The organism is Gemella sp. 27098_8_149 (genome assembly GCF_041433745.1).
GTDB lineage: Bacteria > Bacillota > Bacilli > Staphylococcales > Gemellaceae > Gemella.
This window is the reverse complement of sequence record NZ_JAPWCB010000001.1, coordinates 42,176-65,468: the sequence shown is the minus strand read 5'-3', so window position 1 is coordinate 65,468 and position 23,293 is coordinate 42,176. Positions and strand designations below refer to the sequence as shown.

Below are 23,293 nucleotides of genomic sequence, written 5' to 3'. Positions count from 1 at the left end.
TTTTTGTATTAAATTATAAGATATAGAATGTCATGAATAATATATCCAGAAAAAAGTATTAATATAACATTCATATATATTCTTAATTTTTCTCTAAAGATAACTGAGATGATATTAATAATAATTACTCCAATAATCGCCCCTAGAGTATTATCAATTAAATCTGTTACATCTGGAAAACCAATAGTCAGTACATATTGTATTGATTCATAAGTTAAACTCAACATAAATCCTAGTATTATTGCTCTAAAACCTGAAGATTTAGGATATAACATCTTTATGTAGAAACTAAATGGTATGAAGAAAAGTATATTTAATAGTACCTCCACAATATCGAAATAACTATATGGTATTAGATTAACTGTTCTCCATGTTATTCCTGGGTGAAGTAGTACACGTGGATGATTTATCCAAGAAAGATTACTACTTTTTAATAAATTCCAATCCATTTTGGCTACGATTACCCATGAAAGTATGAATAAATACACAAAAAATAGAATATAGGTTAATTTTCTGCTGTTAAGAAATGACTTCAAATTTATTCTCCTTTCATTTTTAATATTTAGAATCTATAGTAACAAAGTTTATTAAAATTAACTTAAATTATAATTTAATAATTAGCTGAACTTGATCAGCAATTATTCCCGCTTCACTTTTTAAATTAAGAGTAAAATTCTTGTAATCAAAAACATTATTTTTATCAAACATCATTTCATAATAAGAAGGGAAAAATACAGGGCCAAGATTTGATTCAACTTGCTTATCATATTTGTTCCACTTAATATTTACATCATTCTTACTCACTATTAATACTCTATACTTATCGTATACTTGACAGTGACAACCACTTATATTTTCATTATAAGGACTATTACCGTCAGCATAGTCTATTATAATATTATATGTATTTTCATTAAATTTGTTAATTTGTTTTAAAATATATTCAATTGCTGAATCTGAGAATGTAAATTTCATATTTTAGCCTCCATGTTAAAAATTATATATTCTATTTTATCACACTAATAAATCATAAAGATAGTAATTTGGATTATCTCTTTATAGCTTATAATAACGGTATTATAAATTGCTTATTTTGTAATTTTATAGTATAATAATTGAGTTAAGAAAACATTTAGGAGAAAATAAAAATAAATGAATTTAGAAAAATACATTTCAATCGTACCAAATTGGCCAAAAGAAGGAATTAGTTTTAAAGATATAACTACATTAATGGCAGATGGAGAAGCGTATAAGTACGCTACAGATCAAATCGTAAACTATGCTAAAGAAAAACAAGTTGATGTAGTAGTAGGACCAGAAGCTCGTGGTTTCATTATTGGATGTCCTGTATCTTATTCATTAGGTATTGGTTTTGTTCCAGTAAGAAAACCTAATAAATTACCACGTGAAGTTATTTCATACGAATATGATTTAGAATATGGAAGCAACACTTTAACAATGCACAAAGATGCAATTAAACCAGGTCAACGTGTTCTAATCACAGATGATTTATTAGCTACAGGTGGAACAATTGAAGCAACTATTAAATTAGTAGAAGAATTAGGAGGAATCGTAGTAGGTATTGCGTTCTTAATCGAATTAGATGGTCTAAACGGTATGGACAAACTACAAGGTTATGACGTTCTTACATTACTAAAAATGTAATCTACTATAATAATTAAATAATATGACATTTGAACTTATAGAAAAGAAATATCTAAAAAATATAAATACAAATGCTTATCTTTATGAGCATGTTAAAACTCGTGCTAGATTAGTATTCTTTGAAAATGATGATATAAATAAAAGTTTTAGCATTAGTTTTAAAACTATTCCTTATAATGATAATGGTATTTTTCATATTTTAGAACATTCTGTTTTATGTGGTTCAGCGAAATATCCAGTAAAAGAACCTTTTGTAGAACTACTTAAAGGTTCTTTTAATACATTTTTAAATGCAATGACATTTCCTGATAAAACTATGTATCCAGTATCGTCTAAAAATGAAAAGGACTTAGAAATATTGATGGATATATACTTAGATGCAGTATTTAATCCAAACTTAAAAAACAACCCAAATATTCTTGCCCAAGAAGGATGGCACTATCACCTTGAAGATAAAAAAGATGAACTAATATATAAAGGTGTTGTTTACAATGAAATGAAAGGTGCATATTCATCAGTTGATGAAGTACTGGATCAATATGTAACGGAACATCTATTCAGTGATACTTCTTATAAATATTCTTCTGGAGGAAAACCAGAAGCAATCCCTTCGATTACACAAGAAGAATTTTTAGAAACTTATAATTACAACTATCACCCAAGTAACAGCTATATCTTTTTATATGGGGATTTAAATGCTGAACAGTATCTGAATCATATTGATAGTTATCTAAATAATTACGATTATAAAGACTATAGCGATTATAGCTTATCACGTCAAGAAAACTTTACAGCGGATATTGTTAAGCGTACATACTTTAATGAAGATGTAAAAGATAAAGCTTATGTTGCGTATAACTATATTCTTGGTGATAGTAATGAATTTAGTAAAATTGAGAATATCGATATAATAGATGATATTCTTCTAGGAAGTAGTAATACAGAATTTAGAAAATACTTCATTGATAACAATATTTGTGAAGACGTATATAGTTATGTACAAAAAGATCGTAAAGAAACTGTATACTCAATCATATTTAAATACGTAAGTGATGATAAATTAGAAAGTCTTGATACTGAATATAAATCTTTATTAAAAGGTATTATTGATAAAGGATTTGATTATGAACAAGTTCAAGCTTCAATTAACAAGAAGAACTTTTCTATCAAGGAAGAGATTAATAAAACTTCATCACCTAAGGGTGTATCTTATGCTATTAGATTATTAAGAACATGGTTATATAGCGAAGATAATATATTAGATGCATTTGATTTAGACAATGTAATTTCTCATTTACAAGAAAACTGTGCTAATAAACAATACGAAACTCTTGCTAGACAGTTTCTAATTGAAAATAATAAACAAGCTATATTACACTTAATTCCGACATTAGAAAAAGAAAATAAGGAAAAAGATTTAGTTGAATATAAAGCTACTTTATCAGAAACTGAGTTAGAAGCCCTTGTTCAAAATACTAAATCACTTCAAAAATGGCAAAACAGTACTGATAAAAAAGAAGATTTAGAAAAAATTAAAAGTGTCAATGCTAAAGAAGTAGAGTTGAAAAATCCATTCGAAGAAACTTTCTTTGAAGAATACAAAGGTATCAATTTCTCACATTATGATGCTGTGACTAATGGTATTTCATATTCTAAATTACTATTTGACATAAGTGATTTTGAAGTTGAACAGTTACAATATGCGTCAGTATTATCTTATTTATTATTTAACTTTAATACAAAAAATAAAACTGAAGCTGAAGTTATAAAAGAAATAGGTGCAAATCTTGGTGGTATTAGTTCTTATGTAGATGTTTTCAGAAAACATAAGAGTGAAGAATGTGAAGTGAAATTCATAATCAGTGCTAAGAATTTAGTAGAAAAAGCTGGGGAACTGGCTAAAATCTTAGATGAAACTACACTTAATGCTGATTTTGAAGATAAAGAAGCACTATACAATGTTCTCTTAGAGATTAAATTAATGCTTGAAAGTAGATTTAAAAATTCTGGACATGCTTTTGTAGCACGTCGAATTAGTGGTTTCTACAATCCTCAAAGTAAACTTGCTTCATATCATGGAGAATATGATTTCTACATGTTTATAAGTGAATTAGTAAGTAACTATGAACAAAATAGTGATAAAATTAAAGAACAGTTATACACTGTTACAAATCTGATCTTTAATCAAGCCAGATTATTAGTTAACTTTGTCGGTAATAAAGAAGAATACGCTAACTTCAAAGAAACTATATCTTCATATTTAACTAAATATCCTACTGAATTAGACAAACAAAAAGGAATTGAAATTAAATTAGAAGATCAAGGATATTCTGAAGGTTTTTACTTTGATTCACTAGTTCAATATGTTGGTGTAGGTTATAATATAAATGATTACACTGGAACACACTTAGTACTAAGACATATCTTAAGCTTAGACTATTTATGGAATAATGTCCGTGTTAAAAATGGAGCCTATGGTTCTGGCGTGATATTTAATGCTTTTGGTGATTTTAATTTATGGTCTTATCGTGACCCAAACTTAACAGAAACTCTAGAAATATATTACAATATTAACAACTACGTAGCTAATATTAATGCAGATGAAAAAGATCTTAATAAATATATTATAGGTACTCTAAATTCATTAGATGTACTAATGTCGCCAAGCGCACAAGCTGCATATTCATTAAACAAATACATCACTAACTCTCCATTTGAAGTTTATGATAAACTTGTAAATGAAATAAAAAATACGACAGTTGAAGATTTAAGAAAATTAGCAGTAGAATTTGAAAATATGAAATCTAAAGCATATACTTGTGTACTAGGTTCAAAAGAAAAAGTATTAGAAAACAAACAATTATTTAATAAAACAATAGAATTAAAATAGAAAGGTGCATGAATGAGAGTTCGAAATAGAGCAGATGCTAGAGAGCGTCTAGAAAATAGTCCAGTTGTATTTTTACAACCTAAGGATAATAAGGGAAAATGGAAAGAAATTTTTGGGAATGATAATCCAATACACTTAGAAATAGGAAGTGGGAAAGGTAAGTTTATTCATACACTTGCTGAAAAACACCCTGATATTAACTTTATAGCTATGGAGGCACAACCAACTGTCTTAACATTTCTATTAGACAAAGTTGAAGAAACTCATAGAGAAAACTTAAAACTTATCTCAGGAAATGCAGAAGATTTACTAGAATATTTTACTGAAGGTGAAGTTGATCAACTATATCTAAACTTTTCTGATCCATGGCCTAAAACAAGACACGAGAAAAGACGCTTAACATTCCATACGTTCTTAGCTCGTTATGAAGCTATTTTAAATGGAAATAAAACAATAGTTCAAAAAACTGATAACCAAGGTTTATTCGAATACAGCTTAATGAGCTATGCTAAATATGGGTTTACTTTTAATAGACTTTCACTAGATTTAACTAATAGTGTCTATGAAGAAGATAATGTTCATACTGAGTATGAAGATAAGTTTATTAAAAAAGGTAATAGAATCTACATGGTAGAAGCTGTAATAGAAAGTAAATAATTTTTAGTTTACGTAAATATAATTATGTTAACTAAAATAGGCTAATTACTATTCTTTATATAAAATACACTAAATTTATTAGTTTTTACCTTGATTTTAAAAAAAAATTTATTTATAATAATATTAATACAATTTAAAGGAGAATTACAATAATGATATCAGTTAATGATTTTAAAACTGGAGTTACTATCGAAGTTGATGGAAACATTTGGAAAGTAATGGAATTCCAACACGTTAAACCTGGTAAAGGAGCTGCATTCGTACGTTCTAAATTAAGAAATATGCGTACTGGTGCTGTCAACGATAAAACTTTCAGAGCTGGTGAAAAAGTTGCAAAAGCTCAAATTAACAACCAAAAAATGTCATACCTATACTCAACTGGTGAAGCATATGTATTTATGGATAACGCTACTTACGAGCAAATCGAAGTACCTGAAGCACAATTAGAATATGAATTAAACTTCTTAAAAGAAAACATGGAAGTTTCAATCTTAATGTTTGGTGATGAAATCTTAGGAATTGACTTACCAACAACAGTAGAACTTACTGTAACTGAAACAGAACCTGGTGTTAAAGGTGATACTGCACAAGGAGCTACTAAAGCTGCTACAGTTGAAACTGGATACACTTTACAAGTACCTCTATTCGTTAAAGAAGGAGACGTATTAGTTATCAATACTGCAGAAGGTTCTTACGTATCAAGAGCATAATTAAAGAATTATTTTAAAACTCTCTATTATTATGATAGAGAGTTTTTTTAAAAAGAAGGAGAAGTTTTTATGCGTTATGTACTATTACTTAGAGGAATTAATGTTGGTGGTAAGAATAAAGTATCAATGGCTGAGTTAAAAGAGATGATTTCACATTTAGGGTATACCAATGTTGTTTCATATATAAATAGTGGAAATATAATATTTGATACTACTGATAGCATAGATACTATTAATCAAAATATATCAAAGATATTAAATATTTATCCTTTTAAAATTAATAGAGTAATACTTAGTCAGAGTGAATATCTTGAGGAACTTGAAAACTTACCTAGCTGGTGGTTTAACGATTTGTATAGAAAAGATGTATTATTCTATACAAATGAAATAGACTATTCAATTATGAAAGCCCGTATAAAACAAATGGCTCTGCAAGATGAAGATGTTCATTTTGGTAAACATGCAGTGTTCTGGGGGAAATACAACGAAACAAGTTACTTAAAAACTTCATATCATAAGTATTTAATAAAAGAAAGTTTCTATAAGTCTATTACTATACGAAATGCTAGAACTTTCGAAAAAATTGCTGATCTCCTAAATAAATAAATTATAAAGCGTTTACCTTTACTTCTCTATATTAATAATGTTATAATTACCTAATGAAAATTTAAGGAGAATATAATGAAATTAGATAAGATATTTATTATCTTAGGATTAATAGTCTACTCATCATTAGCATTTTTTTTAGGAAATTATTCCTATAAATTATTGTTAGTATTTATTGGTATTAGTGCTCTTATATTTTTAATAACAAAATTACATTTTGAACCATTTTTATCAATATTAATAGTAGCTATAATTCTAGGATTATTTTTAGGACTTCCCCCTAATACATTGATAGATTCAATAGAGAAGGGGACTGGATCTCTTCTAGGACATTTATCATTAATATTAGGTCTAGGAGCAATGTTTGGTAAAATATTGGAAGAATTAGGTGCAGTAGAGATTACCGCAAAAAAAATGATTAGTGTATTTGGAGTTAAGAGAATCCAATTAGGCTTACTTATAGCTGGAATGTGTATAAGTTTTTCTTTATTCTTTGATGTGGCTTTTATTTTAGTAATTCCAATTATTCTTGCAGTAGCAAAGGAGTTAAAACTAGATAAGATATATCTTGCTCTTCCTGCAAGTATAGGAGTACTAACTATTCACGCTTTATTCCCACCACATCCAAGTCCAAGTATAATAGTAAAAACATTTCACTTAAATATGGCTGAAGTATTCTACTATGGATTAATAGTTGCTTTGCCTACGGCTTTTATAGGTGGCTTACTACTAACTAATTCTAATTTAGTAAAAACAAGAGTTAATTTAAATAATAATGAAAAGAATATAAGCGTTCTAAAAATTGAAAATCAAACTATGAGTACTACATTTGCTATCTTGTTAATGCTATTACCAGTACTATTAATTACAATCCCTACAATAATTTTAGGTATACCTAATCTATCACAAACAATAAAAGGTATCTTAACAATTATAAGTAATCCTGTTACTGCTTTAATAATAAGTTTATTAATAGCTATTATTGAACTAATGGTAACAAAAGGATTGAGAATAAGATCAATTGTTCCATTGCTAAGCCAGTCTCTTAAAACAATTGCAGTGGTATTACTAATTAATGGTGCTGCAGGTGGTTTAAAACAAGTATTAGTTGATTCTAAAGTTACTGATGAAATTGTTAGTCTAACTAATGGTCTTAATCTATCACCAATCGTTATTAGCTTCCTAGTAGCTGCTATATTAAGAATATCATTAGGTAGTGCTACAATAGCTGCAATAACTACGCTTGCTATTGTTGAACCACTTGTTAGTACAGTAAGTTACTCACCGGTATTTATAATGTTAAGCATCACAGCAGGAAGTATGTTCTGTTCACATGTAAATGATCCTGGATTTTGGTTATTTAAACAATATCTAAATTTAGATTTTAAAACTACATTTAAGACCTGGACATTAGGAACAACTGTATCTTCTGTAATAGCCTTTATTATAATATTGATAATAACATCGTTTGCATAAAGAAAATTATTATAAATTAAAGTTTTTACTTGATATTTATGTTAAGGTATGTTATATTATTACTTGTGTATGTAGTAAATGTTATGAATAAACTATTTCCAAAAGGAGGATTAATTCATGGCAAAAGTTTGTTACGTAACTGGACGTAAAGCTCGTTCAGGAAATACTCGTTCACACGCAATGAACGCAAATAAAAGAAAATTCAAAGCTAATCTACAAAAAGTAACAATTTTAGTAGACGGACAACCTAAAAAAGTTTGGGTTTCTGCTAGAGCTTTAAAATCTGGAAAAGTTGAGCGTGTATAATTAAGCGATAAACTTTAAGCTATCTAAGGAAACTTAGGTAGCTTTTTACATTAGATTACAAAAAAATAAAAGAAAAATGATAAAAAAAAGCAAAATAGACGTTTAAATCCATTCTGAGCGTTTTTAGTGGTTTTTGGGATAATTATACAAAAAATAATTTTAGGACGCTTAAACGGCGTTTAAATAGGTGATATTTTTGTGAAGAAACTGAAACTAAACAATATAGTTAAAAATAAGAAAATCTCTCCAAAAATTCCTTATTTAGTAGGGTATATTTGACAACACGTAAACGCAGTAGTTTTAAAATATAAAAAAACAATTTGAATATCTCTTTATAATAAAACTCAACAAAAAACAATACAAATAAAAGATGTTAAGTCTCGTTAAAATATAAAAATCAAATTAGTAAGAATTAAATAAAACTATATAATATTACATAAGATTCAAATATTATGAGGGGACAAACATATATTGAAAGAATCATTTATATATGATATAATATAATTGTTCGTATAATACATATTATATGTATAATTTATAAATTAAAGGAGAATGTAGTAATACCAATGAATCAACGTGATTATTATAAACAAAAGATCAACAAAATACTTCCAGAATTTCCTGACTATATAGAAGATTTTATTGATACATATTATGACAATTTATCTCCATTAACTTTGCATAGATATCTAGAAACATATAAGAACTTTTTAAATTGGACTATTAGGGAAACTATATCTGAGGCTGAACAAATTAAAGATGTTAGTCTTTCTACATTAGAAAATATTTCAAAAAAAGAAATGGAAAGTTATTTCAAGAGTCTATCTCGTGAACAAGTTAATGGTAAATATCGTAGTCAAACTACTATAAATAACTATAAAGCTGCTATGAGATCACTTTATAAGTTCCTTACAGTAACAAGTGAAACTGAGCAAGGTAAAGCTTATTTCGAAAGAAATGTTATGCTTAAAATCCCTATTAATCGTGTTAAAGAAACATTATCTTCAAGATCAAAGAAAATATCAGAAAAGATATTTTTAGATTCTCAAGACGAAGAATTCTTACAGTATGTTGAATTCGAATATGAAAAGACTTTGTCTAATCATGCTAAATCATTTTTCTTAAGAGATAAAGCAAGAGATTTAGCTATACTTACACTTTTTTTAAAGAGTGGTATTCGTGTTAATGAACTTGCTAATCTTAAAGTAAAAGATATTGATTTTCTAAATAGTGAGATTAATGTTATCAGAAAAGGTAATAAGGTCGATACAGTTATAATTACTAAATCGGCTTTAGATAGACTAAATGAATACATTACTTCCCTACCTTTTAAACTTAATAGAGAAGATTATGTATTTATTAGTAAAAATAAAACTGGACTATCAATAAGAGCTATTCAAAAATTAGTGATGAAGTATACAGATGCCTTTAATGTTCCAATGTCACCTCATAAATTAAGACATAGTTACGGTACAAAACTAGCTCTAAAAACAAATGGGAATATACCTATAATTATGACACAAATGGGCCATTCAAATAGTGACACATCAATGCTATACATTAATGAATCAAAAAAGATTATTAAACAAAACATTGATAAACTAGATGATTAGTATTGAAATATATCTCCAATTGAGGTAAAATATAAAAGTTATTAAATTTTATGGAGGTAATAATGGGTATTATTGTTCAAGTTATAGGATCATTACTAATTCTTATAGGATTTGTATTTAGTCAATTAGGAAAGCTTAAAACAACTTCACTTAACTATCTATTGCTTAATGCTATTGGTGCTTTAATTCTTGGAATAGACGCATTTATAGGAAAACAATGGGGATTTGTTTTACTTGAAGGTGTTTGGTCAATAGTTGCAATTCAAGGGTTAGTTAAGTACTTCAATAAAAAAAAGTAAAATAAAGAATATAGTTTACATATTATTAATTATGTAAACTATATTCTTTTATAATATCTTTTATGAATTTCGTTTTGCCAGCTGTATATCCTTCTCTATCATACTTATATGTTGTTTCTAAATCTAATTTTAATCTTTCATATTGTTTTGCTAATTTTGGATTTTCTATTAATACATCTCTAAACTTAACTTCTTCAATATCACCTTTTTTTCTTACATGTAGGTGGTATACTTTATCTAGAAAACCATCTTGACCATATCCTTTAACTAGAAAAGCTCTATCCTCTTCTTTCCAACGTAGTTCCCACTCAGGATTCAGTATATCAATTATACTATCAAAATCATTACTTTCATTGATTTCTAATATTATATATCTATTATATCCTTTGAATATATATTTGGAATTGCTGTGCTTCCTATGTGATATAAACTTACTTTATGTTTTTCAAGTATAGCTAGTAAACTTTTCTTTTCATCTTCATACCAATTTATCCAGTCACTATTATGCTTAACAAGTTTTATAGGAAATTTCTTTTTAAATTTCTCATCTCTCAATATATTATTCATTTATAAAAAACACCTCCAAAAAAATAAAAATGCTAGGATAGGATGAACCTATCACTAACATTATTTGAATACGTGTAATGAGTTTTTGAAATACTCAATTCCAGATAGTATCGTTAAAATTACTGATATCCATAATAGAATATAATCTAATTTAAATCCTATAGTATTAAAAATAGGATTTCCTAATAGTATAAGAATTATGGCGATTAATTGACTAATAGTCTTTAGTTTTCCTAAAATACCAGCAGGTATAACTTCACCTTTTTCAACAGCTAAAAGTCTTAAACCAGTTACAGCAAATTCTCTCGCAATAACAACAACTACCATCCAACTATGCATTAATCCTAATTCAACCATAACTATAAATGCACTTCCAACTAGAAGTTTATCTGCTAATGGATCTAAGAATTTCCCCATATTTGTAACTAAATTATATTTTCTTGCTAAATAACCATCAATAAAATCAGTAAATGATGCAAATATAAATATTAATGCTGCTATAAATATATTTAAGGATATTTCTCTTCCTCCTAGAATAGAAATACTTCCTCCCATATCAACTAGTAAAAATACTATAAATACAGGTATTAATATTGTTCTAAATAATGTTATTTTATTCGGTAGATTCATTATTTTTACTTACCCTTCTAACTTAAAGTATAAATTCAATTCACTAATAATTATAACATATTCTATAATTTGCTACAATAAAAAATACAGGATAATTAGATATATCCTGTATTTTAATATGGTTATTCTCCAGTTCCCGTAGCTTCTGTCCCTGCTGGTGCTGCTGGAGTAGCTGGTGCTGCTGGAATTGTAGTAGCACCACTGTTAGTTGGTGTTTCAGTAGTTGCTGTACTATTCGATGGAGTATTAGATCTTCTAGGCTCAGTAGAAGTATTACTATTAGAATTATAACTAGAAGAGTTACTACTATTACTATAGTTTGGTGTGTATGTATTTGCAGGTTGTTGAGGAGCTGGTGCTTCATGTGTTTCTGCAGTAGCTGGTGCCTGTGTTTCCTGCTGTTGTTGTGTTTGATTAGATTCTGTAGACTTAGGAGCCTCTAAAGATGTTAACGCATCTTTAATACTCTGAGCGATAGAATTGTAGTCTTCTTCTTTTTCAAATAAAACTGATTTTTCTTTTTCAAGAGTAGATTGTAAGTCATTTAACTCTTTCTTAACAGAGTCCACTTTTTCAGAATTTTTCTTATCTTCATCATTTAATGAAGCATTTTTAATTTTATCCTTAACAGAGTTATTTAGTTTTTCACGCATGTTTTTAATTGCATCATTATACTCACTGTTTAGCTTATCTTTGTTTTCTTTTGCTACTTCATCCTTTTTATCAAGAATTGATTTAAATATTTCAATTTTTTTATTTAAATCATTCTCTTTATCAAATTTAGAAACTGTTTCTTTTATTAATTTCTCTAATTTAGAATCTTCTTTTTTCTTTTCAACTTTTGGTTTATTATTATTAAGTGCTTGTTGCTTTTGGTATGCATAAGCAGATAATCCAATAACTGCTAAAATTACTATAGTTAGTAATCCTATTAATAATTTACTATTTTTTTTCACTTTTATTCACCTCTAATTTAGTTTTAGTTGACATAATTTAAATTACGTAAACTATTGTTTTTATTTTTATTCGTAATCTTCAGCGTATTCTTTTTCTAAAAATACTTTTCTTGGTTTACTTCCATCTACAGGTCCAATGTACCCATCTTCTTCAAGCATATCTATTATTCGAGCTGCTCTATTATATCCTATTTTAAATCTTCTTTGTAGTAACGAAGCAGAAGCTTTCTGTGTTTTAGCTATAAATAATAGTACCTCTTTATATAACGGATCTACATCTTCTCCTGATGAGCCTCCATTTTGTGAACTTACTTCACTTGGAGTCATATTTGGATCGTACTGTGCTTCAGACTGACTCTTAACAAAGTCGACAACTTTCTCTACTTCTTCATCAGATAAGAAAGCTCCTTGTACACGAACAGGTTTACTTGAATCAGCTGATAAGTAAAGCATATCACCCTTACCAAGTAATGTTTCTGCACCTGATTTATCAAGAATAGTTCTTGAATCAATACTAGAACTTACCGCAAACGCAATTCTTGAAGGAATGTTAGTTTTAATAACCCCTGTAATTACATCAACTGATGGTCTTTGAGTTGCTATTATCATATGTATACCAGCCGCCCTAGCTTTCTGTGCTATTCGAGCAATTGATTCTTCTACTTCTTTAGAAGATACCATCATTAAATCAGCTAACTCATCTATAATAACTACTATATAAGGAAGTTCTTTATAATCTGGATCTTTTGCTGCTATCTTGTTATAACCTTCCATATTTCTTACTCTAGCTCTTGCAAACTCTCTGTATCTGTTTTCCATTTCAAGAACAACTTTATGAAGAACATCAGCTGCTTTTACAGGATCTGTAACAACAGAAGTAAGTAAATGTGGAATACCATCATAAATCGATAGCTCAACCATCTTAGGATCTATCATTATCAATTTAACCTTATCTGGTTTATTTTTTAATAATATACTAGTAATTATCGTATTTACACAAACTGACTTACCACTTCCTGTAGAACCTGCTATTAATAGGTGAGGCGTTTTATCAATTCTCGTGAATATCGATTCACCTGATACATCTTTACCTAATGCAACAGATAGTGGTGAATTATCCTCATCATTAACAAAAACTTCTTTCATCGTTACAAGCTCATTTACAGTATTCGGTATTTCTATACCTATTAATGATTTACCAGGAATTGGTGCTTCAATACGTACATCTTTAGCCGCTAGATTTAATGCAATATCATTGCTCAAGTTTACTATTTTACTAACTTTAGTTCCTGGAGTCGGTAATATCTGGAACTGTGTAATCGATGGCCCTACTATTGCTTTGACAATCTTAACCTCAATACCAAAGTTATTAAATGTACTTTGAAGAATTTTTGATTTCTCTACTACATCACCTTTAGTAATAGTTTGTTTCTTAACTGGATTATTCAATAGTGTAACTGGTGGAAGTTGATAATTATCATATGACTCTTCCGAAACTACTTCATTAACCGTTTCTTCTTCAACAGAAATATGCTCTTTATTTAACTTAGGTTGTTTTCTAGAAGGACGTTGTACAACTTCCTCGTCATAAAATTCTTCGTCTTCTTTGAATTCTCTTATATCAACAACTAAATCCTTATCTTTAATTTTATTATATCTTTGTTCATTAGAGTTTTCTCTATTAACATCAGTCGAGTTATATTCATCATAAATAATATCATCTTCTTCTTGATAATCATCTAATGTATCTTCTACATATTCATTTTTATCAAATGCATTAACTATATGATGTTTAGTCCTTAAGACTAACTCCCTATGATTAATATTAAAATATAAAAATATAACTGTTATAATAGCTGATATTATTACTAATAATGAACCATAGTAAGATAATAAATAAATTAAGAATCTAACAGGATAGTATGATATCAATCCACCACCATATGAACTAATTCTATTATTATAAATATCGTTAAAACCTAATAAATTATTCTCACTATTACCAATGTAAATTAACTGAAATAGAAAATCTATCAAAATTAATAATATTACTATAATTGCTGGTGTTTTTAGTTTTTTATTCATAATATAATATATTGGAGTTGCAACTATAATTATATAGATAAGATAACTAAAACTTCCGAATAAATATTTAAAAAGTGTATCAAAAAATCTACCAATAAATCCCATTTGTAAAACAGATAAAATTACTATAAGAACAGAAATTACAAAATATAATCCACGATAGGCTTCTTTAGACAAAACAGGAATAACATTTTTCTTCGGAGTTTTCTTTACACTTGTATTTTTACCACTTACCTTAGTGGTTTTCTTGTTTTTATTAGTTTTACTTGTTTTTTTTGTACTTTTTGTTTTTTTATTGCTCAATCTTCTCTCCTTTCTAGTCTTCTTCTACAAAAACTGCCTCAGTAGGACAATTATCTTTTGCTTCTAAGACTAAACTACGATACTTTTCAGCAACTTCCTCAGTCATCTTATTATCATCGATAATGCAATACGCTATTCCATCTTCATCATAATCATATACATCCGGACATATCGCATTGCAGTTACCACAGGCAATACAATCTTCTCGTATTATTTTAGTTTTCATTATTTTCTTCTTTCAAAAAATTAGAAAATTTCTCCAATGATTCTTTTCGATGACTGATACTATTTTTTTCTTCAGAACTTAATTCTGCAAATGTTTTATCTAAACTCGGAACATAGAATATAGGATCATATCCAAAGCCATTGCTACCTCTTAACTCAGAGATAATTTCACCATGGCATTCCCCTCTAAAAGTAAATTCTGTCCCATCTGGTTTAACTAAAGCTATAACTGATACAAACTTAGCATTTGATTTCTTACCATCTAATTCAGATAAAACTTTCTCTATATTTTTTGAATCAGTTTGTTCTTTTGAATATCTTGCTGAATAAACTCCAGGGCGACCATCTAGAAGATCAACACTAAGTCCACTATCATCAGCTATAGCAGCTTTCCCTGAATATTTAGAAATTGTTCTTGCTTTGATCAAAGCATTTTCCTCAAAAGTTGTCCCATCTTCAATGATTTCTTCAGTAAAATTAATATCTTTTAATGTTAGAATATTATAATCACTCAATATGCTTTTAATTTCTTCAACTTTGTGTGCATTATTCGATGCTAAAATTAATTCTTTCATTTTATCACTCCTATACATCAACTACTTCTGCATTTATATCTTTGTTTAACCATTTTGAAGCAATACTATTAAAATTTTCACTTTCTTGTGAAATAAAAAATCTGTGTTCTTTTTTATTTAACTTTTTCTGATGTAATTTTGCATATCCTAAAACAGTACTAACTTCACGGGCTGCCTCTCTTCCTGAAGATATAACTTTAATGTTATTACCATAATATTCCTCAATATCTTCTTTTAGTATAGGATAATGTGTACATCCAAGAACGACAGTATCAACGCCAAGCGTGTTAGTATTACCTAAGGTTTCCGTTATTAAATTCTTAGTAGCTTCTTTATCAAGATTTCCTTCTGATTCTATAAAGGGTACAAAAGCTGGACAAGCTTTATCAAAAACTATAATATCAGAATTGATATTTTCAATTTCTATATCATATACTTTTGAATTTGCTGTGAACTTTGTTCCTAATACTAGTACTTTATTATTCACAGTTGCTTGGATAGCTCGTCTTGCTCCTGGTTGAACAACACCAATAATTGGTACTTCATATTTACTTTGCAGATATTCTAGTGCCGCCGCTGTTGCAGTGTTACATGCTAAAACAACTAGCTTTACTCCCTTATCTATTAAGAATTTTACTGCTCTATCCGTATTTTTTATTATTTCTTCCTTTGTTTTATCACCATAAGGGCAATTTTTAACATCGCCGAAATAATAGATAGTTTCGTTTGGTAACTGTCTCATAATCTCACGAGCAACTGTTAGTCCACCTACTCCACTATCAAATACTCCTATTGCATTATTCATATATGGCCTCTTTCTTAATTAGAACCAAGCATCTCTTCTAGTTCTAATATTTTAGTATAAGATTTAGTTTCTATTCCTACAAATTCTTTAAATACCATATTTAAAAATGAGAATAATCTAATTAAATCTTTGTTTTCTATTTCTAAACTTTCTAAAAAGTCAATATTTTTAACAGTCATATAGTATGTAAGCTTCACAAGTGAATCACTAAGACCATATATACTATGATCTATATTAAACTTGTCAACAAAGGTATTTTTTAAAAAGCTATATCCTACATAAGTTTGATCTGTTTTTTGATATTTAAACATAAAACCCTGACCTTTTAAAATTTGACATAAAAAATATATTAAAACAAGTTTTTCAGAAACATCATTTTCTATATTTTTTAAACATAATTTTAATAACTTATACATATTAAAAGTATCGTCATTTATTAAATTAACATATTCCAACATATTAGCAACATAACTGTTTTTTAATATGTCATATACAATATTTGTATATGTATTTTCAATTTCAAGATTTGTAATTTTGTTCATACCACTAGTAGGAAAAAAATTAATCGATACCTCATATGGTGTACTCACCTTAATTTTTTTCTTACTTTTGTGGACATTTTCATAAAAAAAACTTTCTATATTACCTTGCTCAGTTAAAACATGTAGTATTTCATGGTAATCTCTATATCTTATTTTTTTTATAATAATTCCTGTAACAAAGTTTCTATTAGTCAAAGATATCATCCCTATATCCAAGGTCACGGATTTGGTTTGGTTTTGATCTCCAGTTATCGATCACTTTAACCCAAAGCTCTAAAAATACTTTCTCTCCTAGAAGAACTTCTATATCTTTTCTTGCTCTAGAACCGATTTCTTTTATCATCTTACCTTGTTTTCCAATAATCATACCTTTTTGTGATTTTCTTTCAACAACAATTGTAGCGATGATATTTTTCTTTTTACCTGGTTGCTTCTCTATTCTATCAATTACAACAGCAATTGAATGAGGAATTTCTTGCTCTGTTAATTGTAATACTTTCTCTCTAATGAATTCTGAAATAACAAAATACTCTGGTGAGTCAGTAATTACATCATCAGGATACATTTTGAAACTTGGTTGTAAGTATTTTTTTGTTGTGTTTAATAGATTATCAACATTTATTGATTTTAATGCTGAAATAGGAACTATTTCAACAAAATCATATAAATCTTTATAAAATTCAATTATCTGAATAAGTTGTTCAGGTGTGATTAAATCGATTTTGTTAATTAGTAAAAACGTTGGAACTTTTAATTCCTTAACTATGTTTATTAAGTGTTGATCACCAGGACCAAACTTCTCACTCGCATTTATAATTAGGTAAACTATCTCTGACTCTTGAATTGCACTACTAGCAAGTTTCATCATGTAATCACCAAGTCTATGTTTTGGCTTATGAATACCAGGTGTATCAATAAAAACAATCTGTGAATCATTATCAGTATACACACCATTTATAATGTTACGTGTTGTTTGTGGTTTATCTGACATTATTGCTATTTTTTGTTGTAATATATTGTTCAATAACGTAGATTTACCAGCATTAGGTCTACCTATAATAGTGACAAATCCCGTTTTAATTTGTTCTTCAAACATGCTTATCTCCTTAAACCAAACTTCTCAAGAATCTCATCTTGTTTACCAAACATTTCTTTTTCATCTTCTTCAGTCATGTGGTCATAACCTAGTAAGTGTAAAAATCCATGTACTGCAAGAAAACCTATTTCTCTATCAAAACTATGTTCATACTCTTTTGCTTGTTCATGAGCAATATCAACACAGATAATTACATCACCTATAGAATTAATCTCATCTTCAAGACCAATTATATCGATTTCATCTTCTACCTCATCATTTAAAGCAAAAGAAATCACATCAGTAGGAACATCTTTTCCTCTATAATCACGATTAATTTCTTGTATTTCTTCTTTACTAACAAATGATAACGACATTTCAGTAATCTCAGTATCAACACCTTCATACTCAGCAGCACAATCTAATAGTTTTAGTAACATATCTTTTGTACTATCTTCTACTAAGTTATTATCATCTATAATTTCAACAAATGTCATGATTTTCTCCTTATATATTCTTATTGAGAGGGGATAATTCAAGACAAAAACCCTAAATTCTCCCCTCACTCACTATTTTAATTTATTAAAATTTTGTTGTCTTAAAGCTTCGTAAATTATTAACGCTGCTGTATTAGACAAGTTTAGGGAACGAACATTTTCGCTCATTGGAATACGTAATGCCTGTTCACTATATTTCTCTCTAAATTCCTTTGGTAAACCTTTTGTCTCTCTACCAAAAATAAAATAGATATCTTCATTATCTTCATTTGAAAAATCAAAATCACAATAATTTTTTGTTCCAAATTTAGTTATAAGATAATAGTGCTTATCATTAGTTGCTTCTAAAAATTCATCAAAACTATCCCAAACAACTAAATCTAGATGTTCCCAATAATCTAAACCAGCTCTTTTTACGTGTTTATCATCAATTGAGAAACCTAGCGGTCTAATTAAATGTAATCTTGTATTAGTCCCAACACATGTACGCGCAATATTTCCTGTATTAGCTGGGATCTCTGGTTGGAATAAAACTATATTATTCATAATTAACTAGAATGGAAGTTTGCCACCAAACATTCTTCCAAGACCCTTTCTTTTAGATTTATCATTCATAAGTCCACCGAATTGTTTCATCATTTTTCTCATTTCTTCGAACTGTTTGATAAGTTTATGAACCTCGTTAAGAGGACGACCACTACCTTGTGCGATACGTTTTCTACGTGGTACATTTATAATATCAGGATTTTGTCTTTCCTCAATTGTCATCGACTTAATAATAGCTTCAATATAGACAAATTGTTTTTCATCAACAGCGTCTAAATTCATATTTTTTAGTTTACCCATTCCCGGAATCATTCCAAGAATGTCTTTAAGACTACCTAATTTTTTTACTTGTTCTAATTGAGTCAAGAAATCTTCAAAAGTAAAACTTTGATTTAGAATTTTTTCCTGCATTTTTTTAGCTTCATCTTCATCGATAGAAGCTTGTGCTTTTTCAATTAATGTAAGTACGTCACCCATACCTAAAATACGAGATGCCATACGTTCTGGGTGGAATAGCTCAAGGTCGTTCATTTTTTCACCCATACCGACTAACTTAATTGGTTTACCTGTAATAGACTTAATAGACAGCGCAGCACCACCACGCGTATCACCATCTAACTTAGTTAATACTAAACCAGTAATGTCAAGTTGTTCATCAAATGAAGTTGCAATATTAACAGCTTCTTGACCTATCATAGAATCGACAACAAGTAAGATTTCGTCTGGCGTCGTAGCAGCTTTAATATTTTTTAATTCATCCATTAATAATTCATCGATGTGTAAACGTCCTGCTGTATCGATAATTACATAGTTGAAGTAATTTTCCTTAGCAAAAGCTAATCCATCCTTAACTATATCCACTGGATCTTTATCTACATAGAATACTTCGATATCTAATTGCTTACCTAGTGTTTTTAATTGTTGAACTGCAGCAGGTCTATAAACGTCAGCTGCGATAAGAAGCGGCTTTTTCTTCATAGTTTTTTTAACTTTAAGCGCTAATTTACCTGCTGTTGTTGTTTTACCAGCCCCTTGAAGACCGACCATCATAACAGTAGTAATTTTACCACCTTGGTTTAATTCAACATTAGAACCACCTAGTAATTCAACTAATTCTTCATTTACAATTTTTACTACTTGTTGTGCAGGAGTAAGAGATTTCATAACCTCTGTTCCAACTGCTCTTTCGCTTATTTTCTTTACAAATTCTTTTACAACTTTGAAGTTAACGTCCGCTTCTAATAAAGCTAACCTAACTTCACGCATCATTTCTTTTACATCCGCTTCTGAAACTTTACCTTTTCCAGTAAGTTTAGCTATTGTATTTTGTAATCTTTCTGATAAATTCTCAAATGCCATACAAGCTCTCCTAATTTTCTAGTTTTATCAATTCTTCAACATACGTTAGTACTTCTGTATCAGTAGTTGATTTTTTTATCTCATTTAGTAAAAACAATCTCTGATTGTTCAATTTAATTAAATTTAACTTCTCTTCAAACTGTTCTAATTCTAATATTGTTCTCTTAATATTATTAGATACAGCTTGTTTTGATATATTATAATTCTCAGAAATCTCTGTTAGCGATAAATCGTTAAAATAATAATCATCTAAATACTGTTTTTGTTTATCACTAAGTAATTCAGAGTAAAAATCATAGAGTTGTGAAATCTTTATAACTTGTTCTATTTCCACAATCTTCCTCCAGTCATTAAATATAAATCTACATCATTATATTATACGATAAAATCGCGTTTTTTTCAAATTTTTACCGCTTTTTTAAAAAATAAAATCAACTCAAATTAAAACTATTTTGAGCTGATTTATTTATATTTATTTTATATTCTCTGATTAATTTTCAATACAAATTAATTTGAATTATTTACATATAATCCAGTGCAGAATTATCAATCGTTATTGTAATTTTTTCTCTAGAAAAGCTTTCAGCAAAATAATCATTAATATACTTTAATAAAGGATAAAGTTTATTATAATCTTCATCTTGATATCTTATCGCAATATTGAATTTATATTCATTATTTATTTTATAAAATAGACTCTTATTAGGCCCTAATATCGATAAATTAATTTGTTTCTTACTAATAAAATCAAAAATCATCTTAGCAACACGTTCCGTCTTTTGTTCATCATACCCTTTTATAGTTATAAAAGAGATTTTACAAAACGGTGGATAGTCTATTAACTTTCTTCTGTTAAGTTCATATTTATAAAACTTCTCATAGCTATGCTCAATTGCATAATCTAGTATATTACTAGCTATATTAGTTTGAAAGACAACTTCCCCTTCTTTCTCACTACGTCCGGCCCTACCAGCAGTTTGAACTAGTAATTGGAATAATTTTTCATTTGCTTTAAAACTAGGTAGTGCTATCATATTATCAATAGATAATACCCCAACTAAAGTAATATTTGGAAAATCTAGTCCTTTGGAGATCATCTGCGTTCCTAATAGAATATCAGACTTATGATTTTTAAAATCAGTAAGCAACCTTTCATATGCCCCTTTTCTACTAGTGGTGTCAGAGTCCATCCTTATAATCCTAACATCTGGTATATTTTGATACAGATACTCTTCAACACGCTGTATTCCATAATTCCCTGACACTAATTCTGGCTGTTCACAACACTTAGGTATATTAGAAATTTTCTTCTGATATCCACAAAAATGACAGTGTAATGAATTATCATGTTTATGATAGTTTAAACTTATATCACAATTTTCACATTTATATAAATGTCCACATGAAAAACAACGAATAAAGTTAGTATATCCACGTTTATTCATTAATAAGAGGACTTGCTCTTTCTTTTCTATCTTTTCTTTTATCTTAGTAAGTAATTCACTAGCAATAACATCTTCTTTTTCTTCGGTATGAACTATATTTATCTTTGGTAATTTATTATTAAACCTATGAGTAAGTTTTAATAAATTGTGAGGATTATTCTTTTCAAAATTATAATATAAATCAACCGAAGGTGTTGCACTAGCATATACTACCGTAGATTTATTATAGATTCCACGCTTTCTAGCAATATCCTTCGCATCATATCTTGGTGATTCAGTCTGTTTATAACTATTTTCATGCTCTTCATCAATGATAATAATACCTAGATTATTGAATGGTGCAAAAACTGCTGAACGAGTACCTAAGCATATTTTAACTTTACCATCTCGAATTTTTTTCCATTCATTGTACTTTTCTTTTGCATTTAATCTAGAATGTATAACTGCTATATTATCACTAAATACTCTTCTAAATTTCTTTTCAATTTGCGGTGTTAATATAATCTCAGGAACTAATATTATAGCGTCTTTCTCTTTTTTTATAACCGCTTCAACAAGTTTTATATAAATCTCTGTTTTCCCAGCACCTGTAACACCATGTAAAAGATACTCATTGAACTTTTTACTATCAAAATTCTCGCTAATCTTGTCATAAATTTTTTGTTGATGTTCACTTAGTTTCGTATTATTTTCTAGTATAGATGTATTTATATCATGTTTAACATCTTCTTCTATTATCATAATTACATTCTTTTCAAGTAGTTTTTTCGTAACAGAGCTACCTATATTAAGTTCATCTTTAACCGCTGATTTCTTTATTTTTTCATTAGTAATTAAATATTCGACTAATTCTTTTTGTTTTTTTGTTAATTTAACATCTTTATATTTATCTAACACAAAGAACTCTTCTGTTTCGTTGTTTTTAATTTCTTTAATTCTACTTATCAGCCTAATTGCTTTTAGTGAGATTAAGTATCCTATTTGTTCAATTGAAAATAACTTTTCGAACTTATTCTTTTCAATTAAGTTATCCGTATTAAAGTGTTTTGCATAATCTAAAAGCAATGTTTTATTAGCATCAAGTAGCTCATAGTATTCAACATACTTATTCTTTAAACTAGTTGGAACAATTGTCTCAATGGCCTGTATTCTTGTACAAAAAAGTTCATCAGCCATTACTTTTGACAAAAGAATCATTTCTTTTGTCAATATTGGAAAATCATCCTTTAGTTTTTTTATGTATTTAAACTTATTCGTTGCTTCTACTTCTGAATTTTCTCTTCTAGTATCTACTACATAACCTTGAACTGTTCTTGTTCCAAAAGGAACTTCGACTCTATATCCTACTATATCCCTGTCTTTAAATTCCTCAGGTACAAGATAAGAATAAACTTGATTAACATTGTGATTATTTACATCAATTATTACCTCAGCATACATAATCTCACCTCCTTAAATTTA

26 protein-coding genes are annotated in these 23,293 nt (G+C 28.3%); 9 read left to right on the top strand and 17 right to left on the bottom strand.

What is annotated here, in order from left to right; genetic code table 11:
- Nucleotides 1-8: 8 nt before the first annotated feature.
- Nucleotides 9-536: a VanZ family protein gene (locus O3801_RS00375; protein ID WP_294683294.1), complete on the bottom strand. Its 528-nt coding sequence runs from the start codon at nucleotides 534-536 to the stop codon at nucleotides 9-11.
- A 67-nt stretch (nucleotides 537-603) separates the two neighbouring features.
- Nucleotides 604-975, bottom strand: a complete 372-nt coding sequence (locus O3801_RS00370) for an iron-sulfur cluster biosynthesis family protein (RefSeq protein ID WP_294683293.1) — start codon at nucleotides 973-975, stop codon at nucleotides 604-606.
- Between the two features lie 177 nt (nucleotides 976-1,152).
- On the opposite strand from O3801_RS00370, the gene O3801_RS00365 reads away from it, so the two are divergent.
- From O3801_RS00365 to O3801_RS00325, 9 genes are all read left to right on the top strand, one after another.
- Nucleotides 1,153-1,665 carry an adenine phosphoribosyltransferase gene (locus O3801_RS00365; RefSeq protein ID WP_003144963.1) on the top strand — a complete coding sequence of 171 codons (513 nt, stop codon included), beginning with the start codon at nucleotides 1,153-1,155 and terminating at the stop codon, nucleotides 1,663-1,665.
- 22 nt (nucleotides 1,666-1,687) lie between these two features.
- Complete coding sequence (locus O3801_RS00360) at nucleotides 1,688-4,555, top strand: insulinase family protein (protein ID WP_371453483.1); 2,868 nt, start codon at nucleotides 1,688-1,690, stop codon at nucleotides 4,553-4,555.
- 12 nt (nucleotides 4,556-4,567) lie between these two features.
- Nucleotides 4,568-5,212, top strand: coding sequence for a tRNA (guanosine(46)-N7)-methyltransferase TrmB (gene trmB / locus O3801_RS00355; protein ID WP_294683291.1), 645 nt, complete (start codon nucleotides 4,568-4,570; stop codon nucleotides 5,210-5,212).
- A 152-nt stretch (nucleotides 5,213-5,364) separates the two neighbouring features.
- Nucleotides 5,365-5,922, top strand: a complete 558-nt coding sequence (efp, locus tag O3801_RS00350) for an elongation factor P (RefSeq protein ID WP_003145634.1) — start codon at nucleotides 5,365-5,367, stop codon at nucleotides 5,920-5,922.
- A 69-nt stretch (nucleotides 5,923-5,991) separates the two neighbouring features.
- Entirely contained in the window at nucleotides 5,992-6,528 is a 537-nt protein-coding gene (locus tag O3801_RS00345) for a DUF1697 domain-containing protein (protein WP_294683290.1), read from the top strand.
- Nucleotides 6,529-6,603: 75 nt separating this feature from the next.
- Nucleotides 6,604-8,004, top strand: a complete 1,401-nt coding sequence (locus O3801_RS00340) for a GntP family permease (RefSeq protein WP_294683289.1) — start codon at nucleotides 6,604-6,606, stop codon at nucleotides 8,002-8,004.
- A gap of 117 nt (nucleotides 8,005-8,121) precedes the next feature.
- Nucleotides 8,122-8,310 (top strand): 50S ribosomal protein L28, encoded by a 189-nt coding sequence (gene rpmB, locus O3801_RS00335; protein WP_003144993.1) that lies wholly within the window; start codon nucleotides 8,122-8,124, stop codon nucleotides 8,308-8,310.
- Between the two features lie 566 nt (nucleotides 8,311-8,876).
- Nucleotides 8,877-9,923 carry a tyrosine recombinase XerS gene (gene xerS, locus O3801_RS00330; protein ID WP_371453480.1) on the top strand — a complete coding sequence of 349 codons (1,047 nt, stop codon included), beginning with the start codon at nucleotides 8,877-8,879 and terminating at the stop codon, nucleotides 9,921-9,923.
- 62 nt (nucleotides 9,924-9,985) lie between these two features.
- Nucleotides 9,986-10,222, top strand: coding sequence for a CBU_0592 family membrane protein (locus O3801_RS00325; RefSeq protein WP_294683288.1), 237 nt, complete (start codon nucleotides 9,986-9,988; stop codon nucleotides 10,220-10,222).
- 25 nt (nucleotides 10,223-10,247) lie between these two features.
- Here the strand turns inward: O3801_RS00325 and O3801_RS00320 are convergent, their stop codons facing one another.
- The 15 genes from O3801_RS00320 to priA all read right to left on the bottom strand — a co-directional run bounded on the left by O3801_RS00320 (nucleotide 10,248) and on the right by priA (nucleotide 23,272).
- Complete coding sequence (locus O3801_RS00320) at nucleotides 10,248-10,541, bottom strand: GrpB family protein (RefSeq protein WP_371453704.1); 294 nt, start codon at nucleotides 10,539-10,541, stop codon at nucleotides 10,248-10,250.
- A gap of 47 nt (nucleotides 10,542-10,588) precedes the next feature.
- Complete coding sequence (locus O3801_RS00315) at nucleotides 10,589-10,789, bottom strand: GrpB family protein (protein ID WP_371453478.1); 201 nt, start codon at nucleotides 10,787-10,789, stop codon at nucleotides 10,589-10,591.
- A 60-nt stretch (nucleotides 10,790-10,849) separates the two neighbouring features.
- On the bottom strand, nucleotides 10,850-11,419 hold the full coding sequence (gene pgsA / locus O3801_RS00310; protein ID WP_294682671.1) for a CDP-diacylglycerol--glycerol-3-phosphate 3-phosphatidyltransferase: 570 nt from the start codon (nucleotides 11,417-11,419) through the stop codon (nucleotides 10,850-10,852).
- A 122-nt stretch (nucleotides 11,420-11,541) separates the two neighbouring features.
- On the bottom strand, nucleotides 11,542-12,375 hold the full coding sequence (locus O3801_RS00305; protein ID WP_294682670.1) for a hypothetical protein: 834 nt from the start codon (nucleotides 12,373-12,375) through the stop codon (nucleotides 11,542-11,544).
- A gap of 66 nt (nucleotides 12,376-12,441) precedes the next feature.
- On the bottom strand, nucleotides 12,442-14,565 hold the full coding sequence (locus O3801_RS00300; protein ID WP_371453702.1) for a DNA translocase FtsK: 2,124 nt from the start codon (nucleotides 14,563-14,565) through the stop codon (nucleotides 12,442-12,444).
- Nucleotides 14,566-14,776: 211 nt separating this feature from the next.
- A complete protein-coding gene (locus O3801_RS00295) occupies nucleotides 14,777-14,989 on the bottom strand; it encodes a ferredoxin (RefSeq protein WP_294682666.1) in 213 nt (70 codons plus the stop codon).
- On the bottom strand, nucleotides 14,979-15,563 hold the full coding sequence (locus tag O3801_RS00290; RefSeq protein ID WP_294682664.1) for an XTP/dITP diphosphatase: 585 nt from the start codon (nucleotides 15,561-15,563) through the stop codon (nucleotides 14,979-14,981). Before O3801_RS00290 ends, O3801_RS00295 begins: the two co-directional genes overlap by 11 nt.
- 10 nt (nucleotides 15,564-15,573) lie before the next feature.
- Nucleotides 15,574-16,368 carry a glutamate racemase gene (gene racE, locus O3801_RS00285; RefSeq protein WP_294682656.1) on the bottom strand — a complete coding sequence of 265 codons (795 nt, stop codon included), beginning with the start codon at nucleotides 16,366-16,368 and terminating at the stop codon, nucleotides 15,574-15,576.
- 14 nt (nucleotides 16,369-16,382) lie between these two features.
- Nucleotides 16,383-17,114: a DNA repair protein RecO gene (recO, locus tag O3801_RS00280; protein WP_294682654.1), complete on the bottom strand. Its 732-nt coding sequence runs from the start codon at nucleotides 17,112-17,114 to the stop codon at nucleotides 16,383-16,385.
- Nucleotides 17,098-18,006 (bottom strand): GTPase Era, encoded by a 909-nt coding sequence (gene era, locus O3801_RS00275; protein WP_294682652.1) that lies wholly within the window; start codon nucleotides 18,004-18,006, stop codon nucleotides 17,098-17,100. Before era ends, recO begins: the two co-directional genes overlap by 17 nt.
- A 2-nt stretch (nucleotides 18,007-18,008) precedes the next feature.
- Complete coding sequence (gene ybeY / locus O3801_RS00270) at nucleotides 18,009-18,482, bottom strand: rRNA maturation RNase YbeY (RefSeq protein ID WP_060914727.1); 474 nt, start codon at nucleotides 18,480-18,482, stop codon at nucleotides 18,009-18,011.
- A gap of 72 nt (nucleotides 18,483-18,554) precedes the next feature.
- Nucleotides 18,555-19,031, bottom strand: a complete 477-nt coding sequence (gene trmL, locus O3801_RS00265) for a tRNA (uridine(34)/cytosine(34)/5-carboxymethylaminomethyluridine(34)-2'-O)-methyltransferase TrmL (RefSeq protein WP_294682675.1) — start codon at nucleotides 19,029-19,031, stop codon at nucleotides 18,555-18,557.
- Between the two features lie 3 nt (nucleotides 19,032-19,034).
- Entirely contained in the window at nucleotides 19,035-20,387 is a 1,353-nt protein-coding gene (gene ffh / locus O3801_RS00260) for a signal recognition particle protein (RefSeq protein WP_060914725.1), read from the bottom strand.
- 10 nt (nucleotides 20,388-20,397) lie between these two features.
- Nucleotides 20,398-20,721: a YlxM family DNA-binding protein gene (ylxM, locus tag O3801_RS00255; RefSeq protein WP_294682646.1), complete on the bottom strand. Its 324-nt coding sequence runs from the start codon at nucleotides 20,719-20,721 to the stop codon at nucleotides 20,398-20,400.
- A gap of 187 nt (nucleotides 20,722-20,908) precedes the next feature.
- On the bottom strand, nucleotides 20,909-23,272 hold the full coding sequence (gene priA, locus O3801_RS00250; protein WP_294682644.1) for a replication restart helicase PriA: 2,364 nt from the start codon (nucleotides 23,270-23,272) through the stop codon (nucleotides 20,909-20,911).
- Between the last annotated feature and the right edge of the window lie 21 nt (nucleotides 23,273-23,293).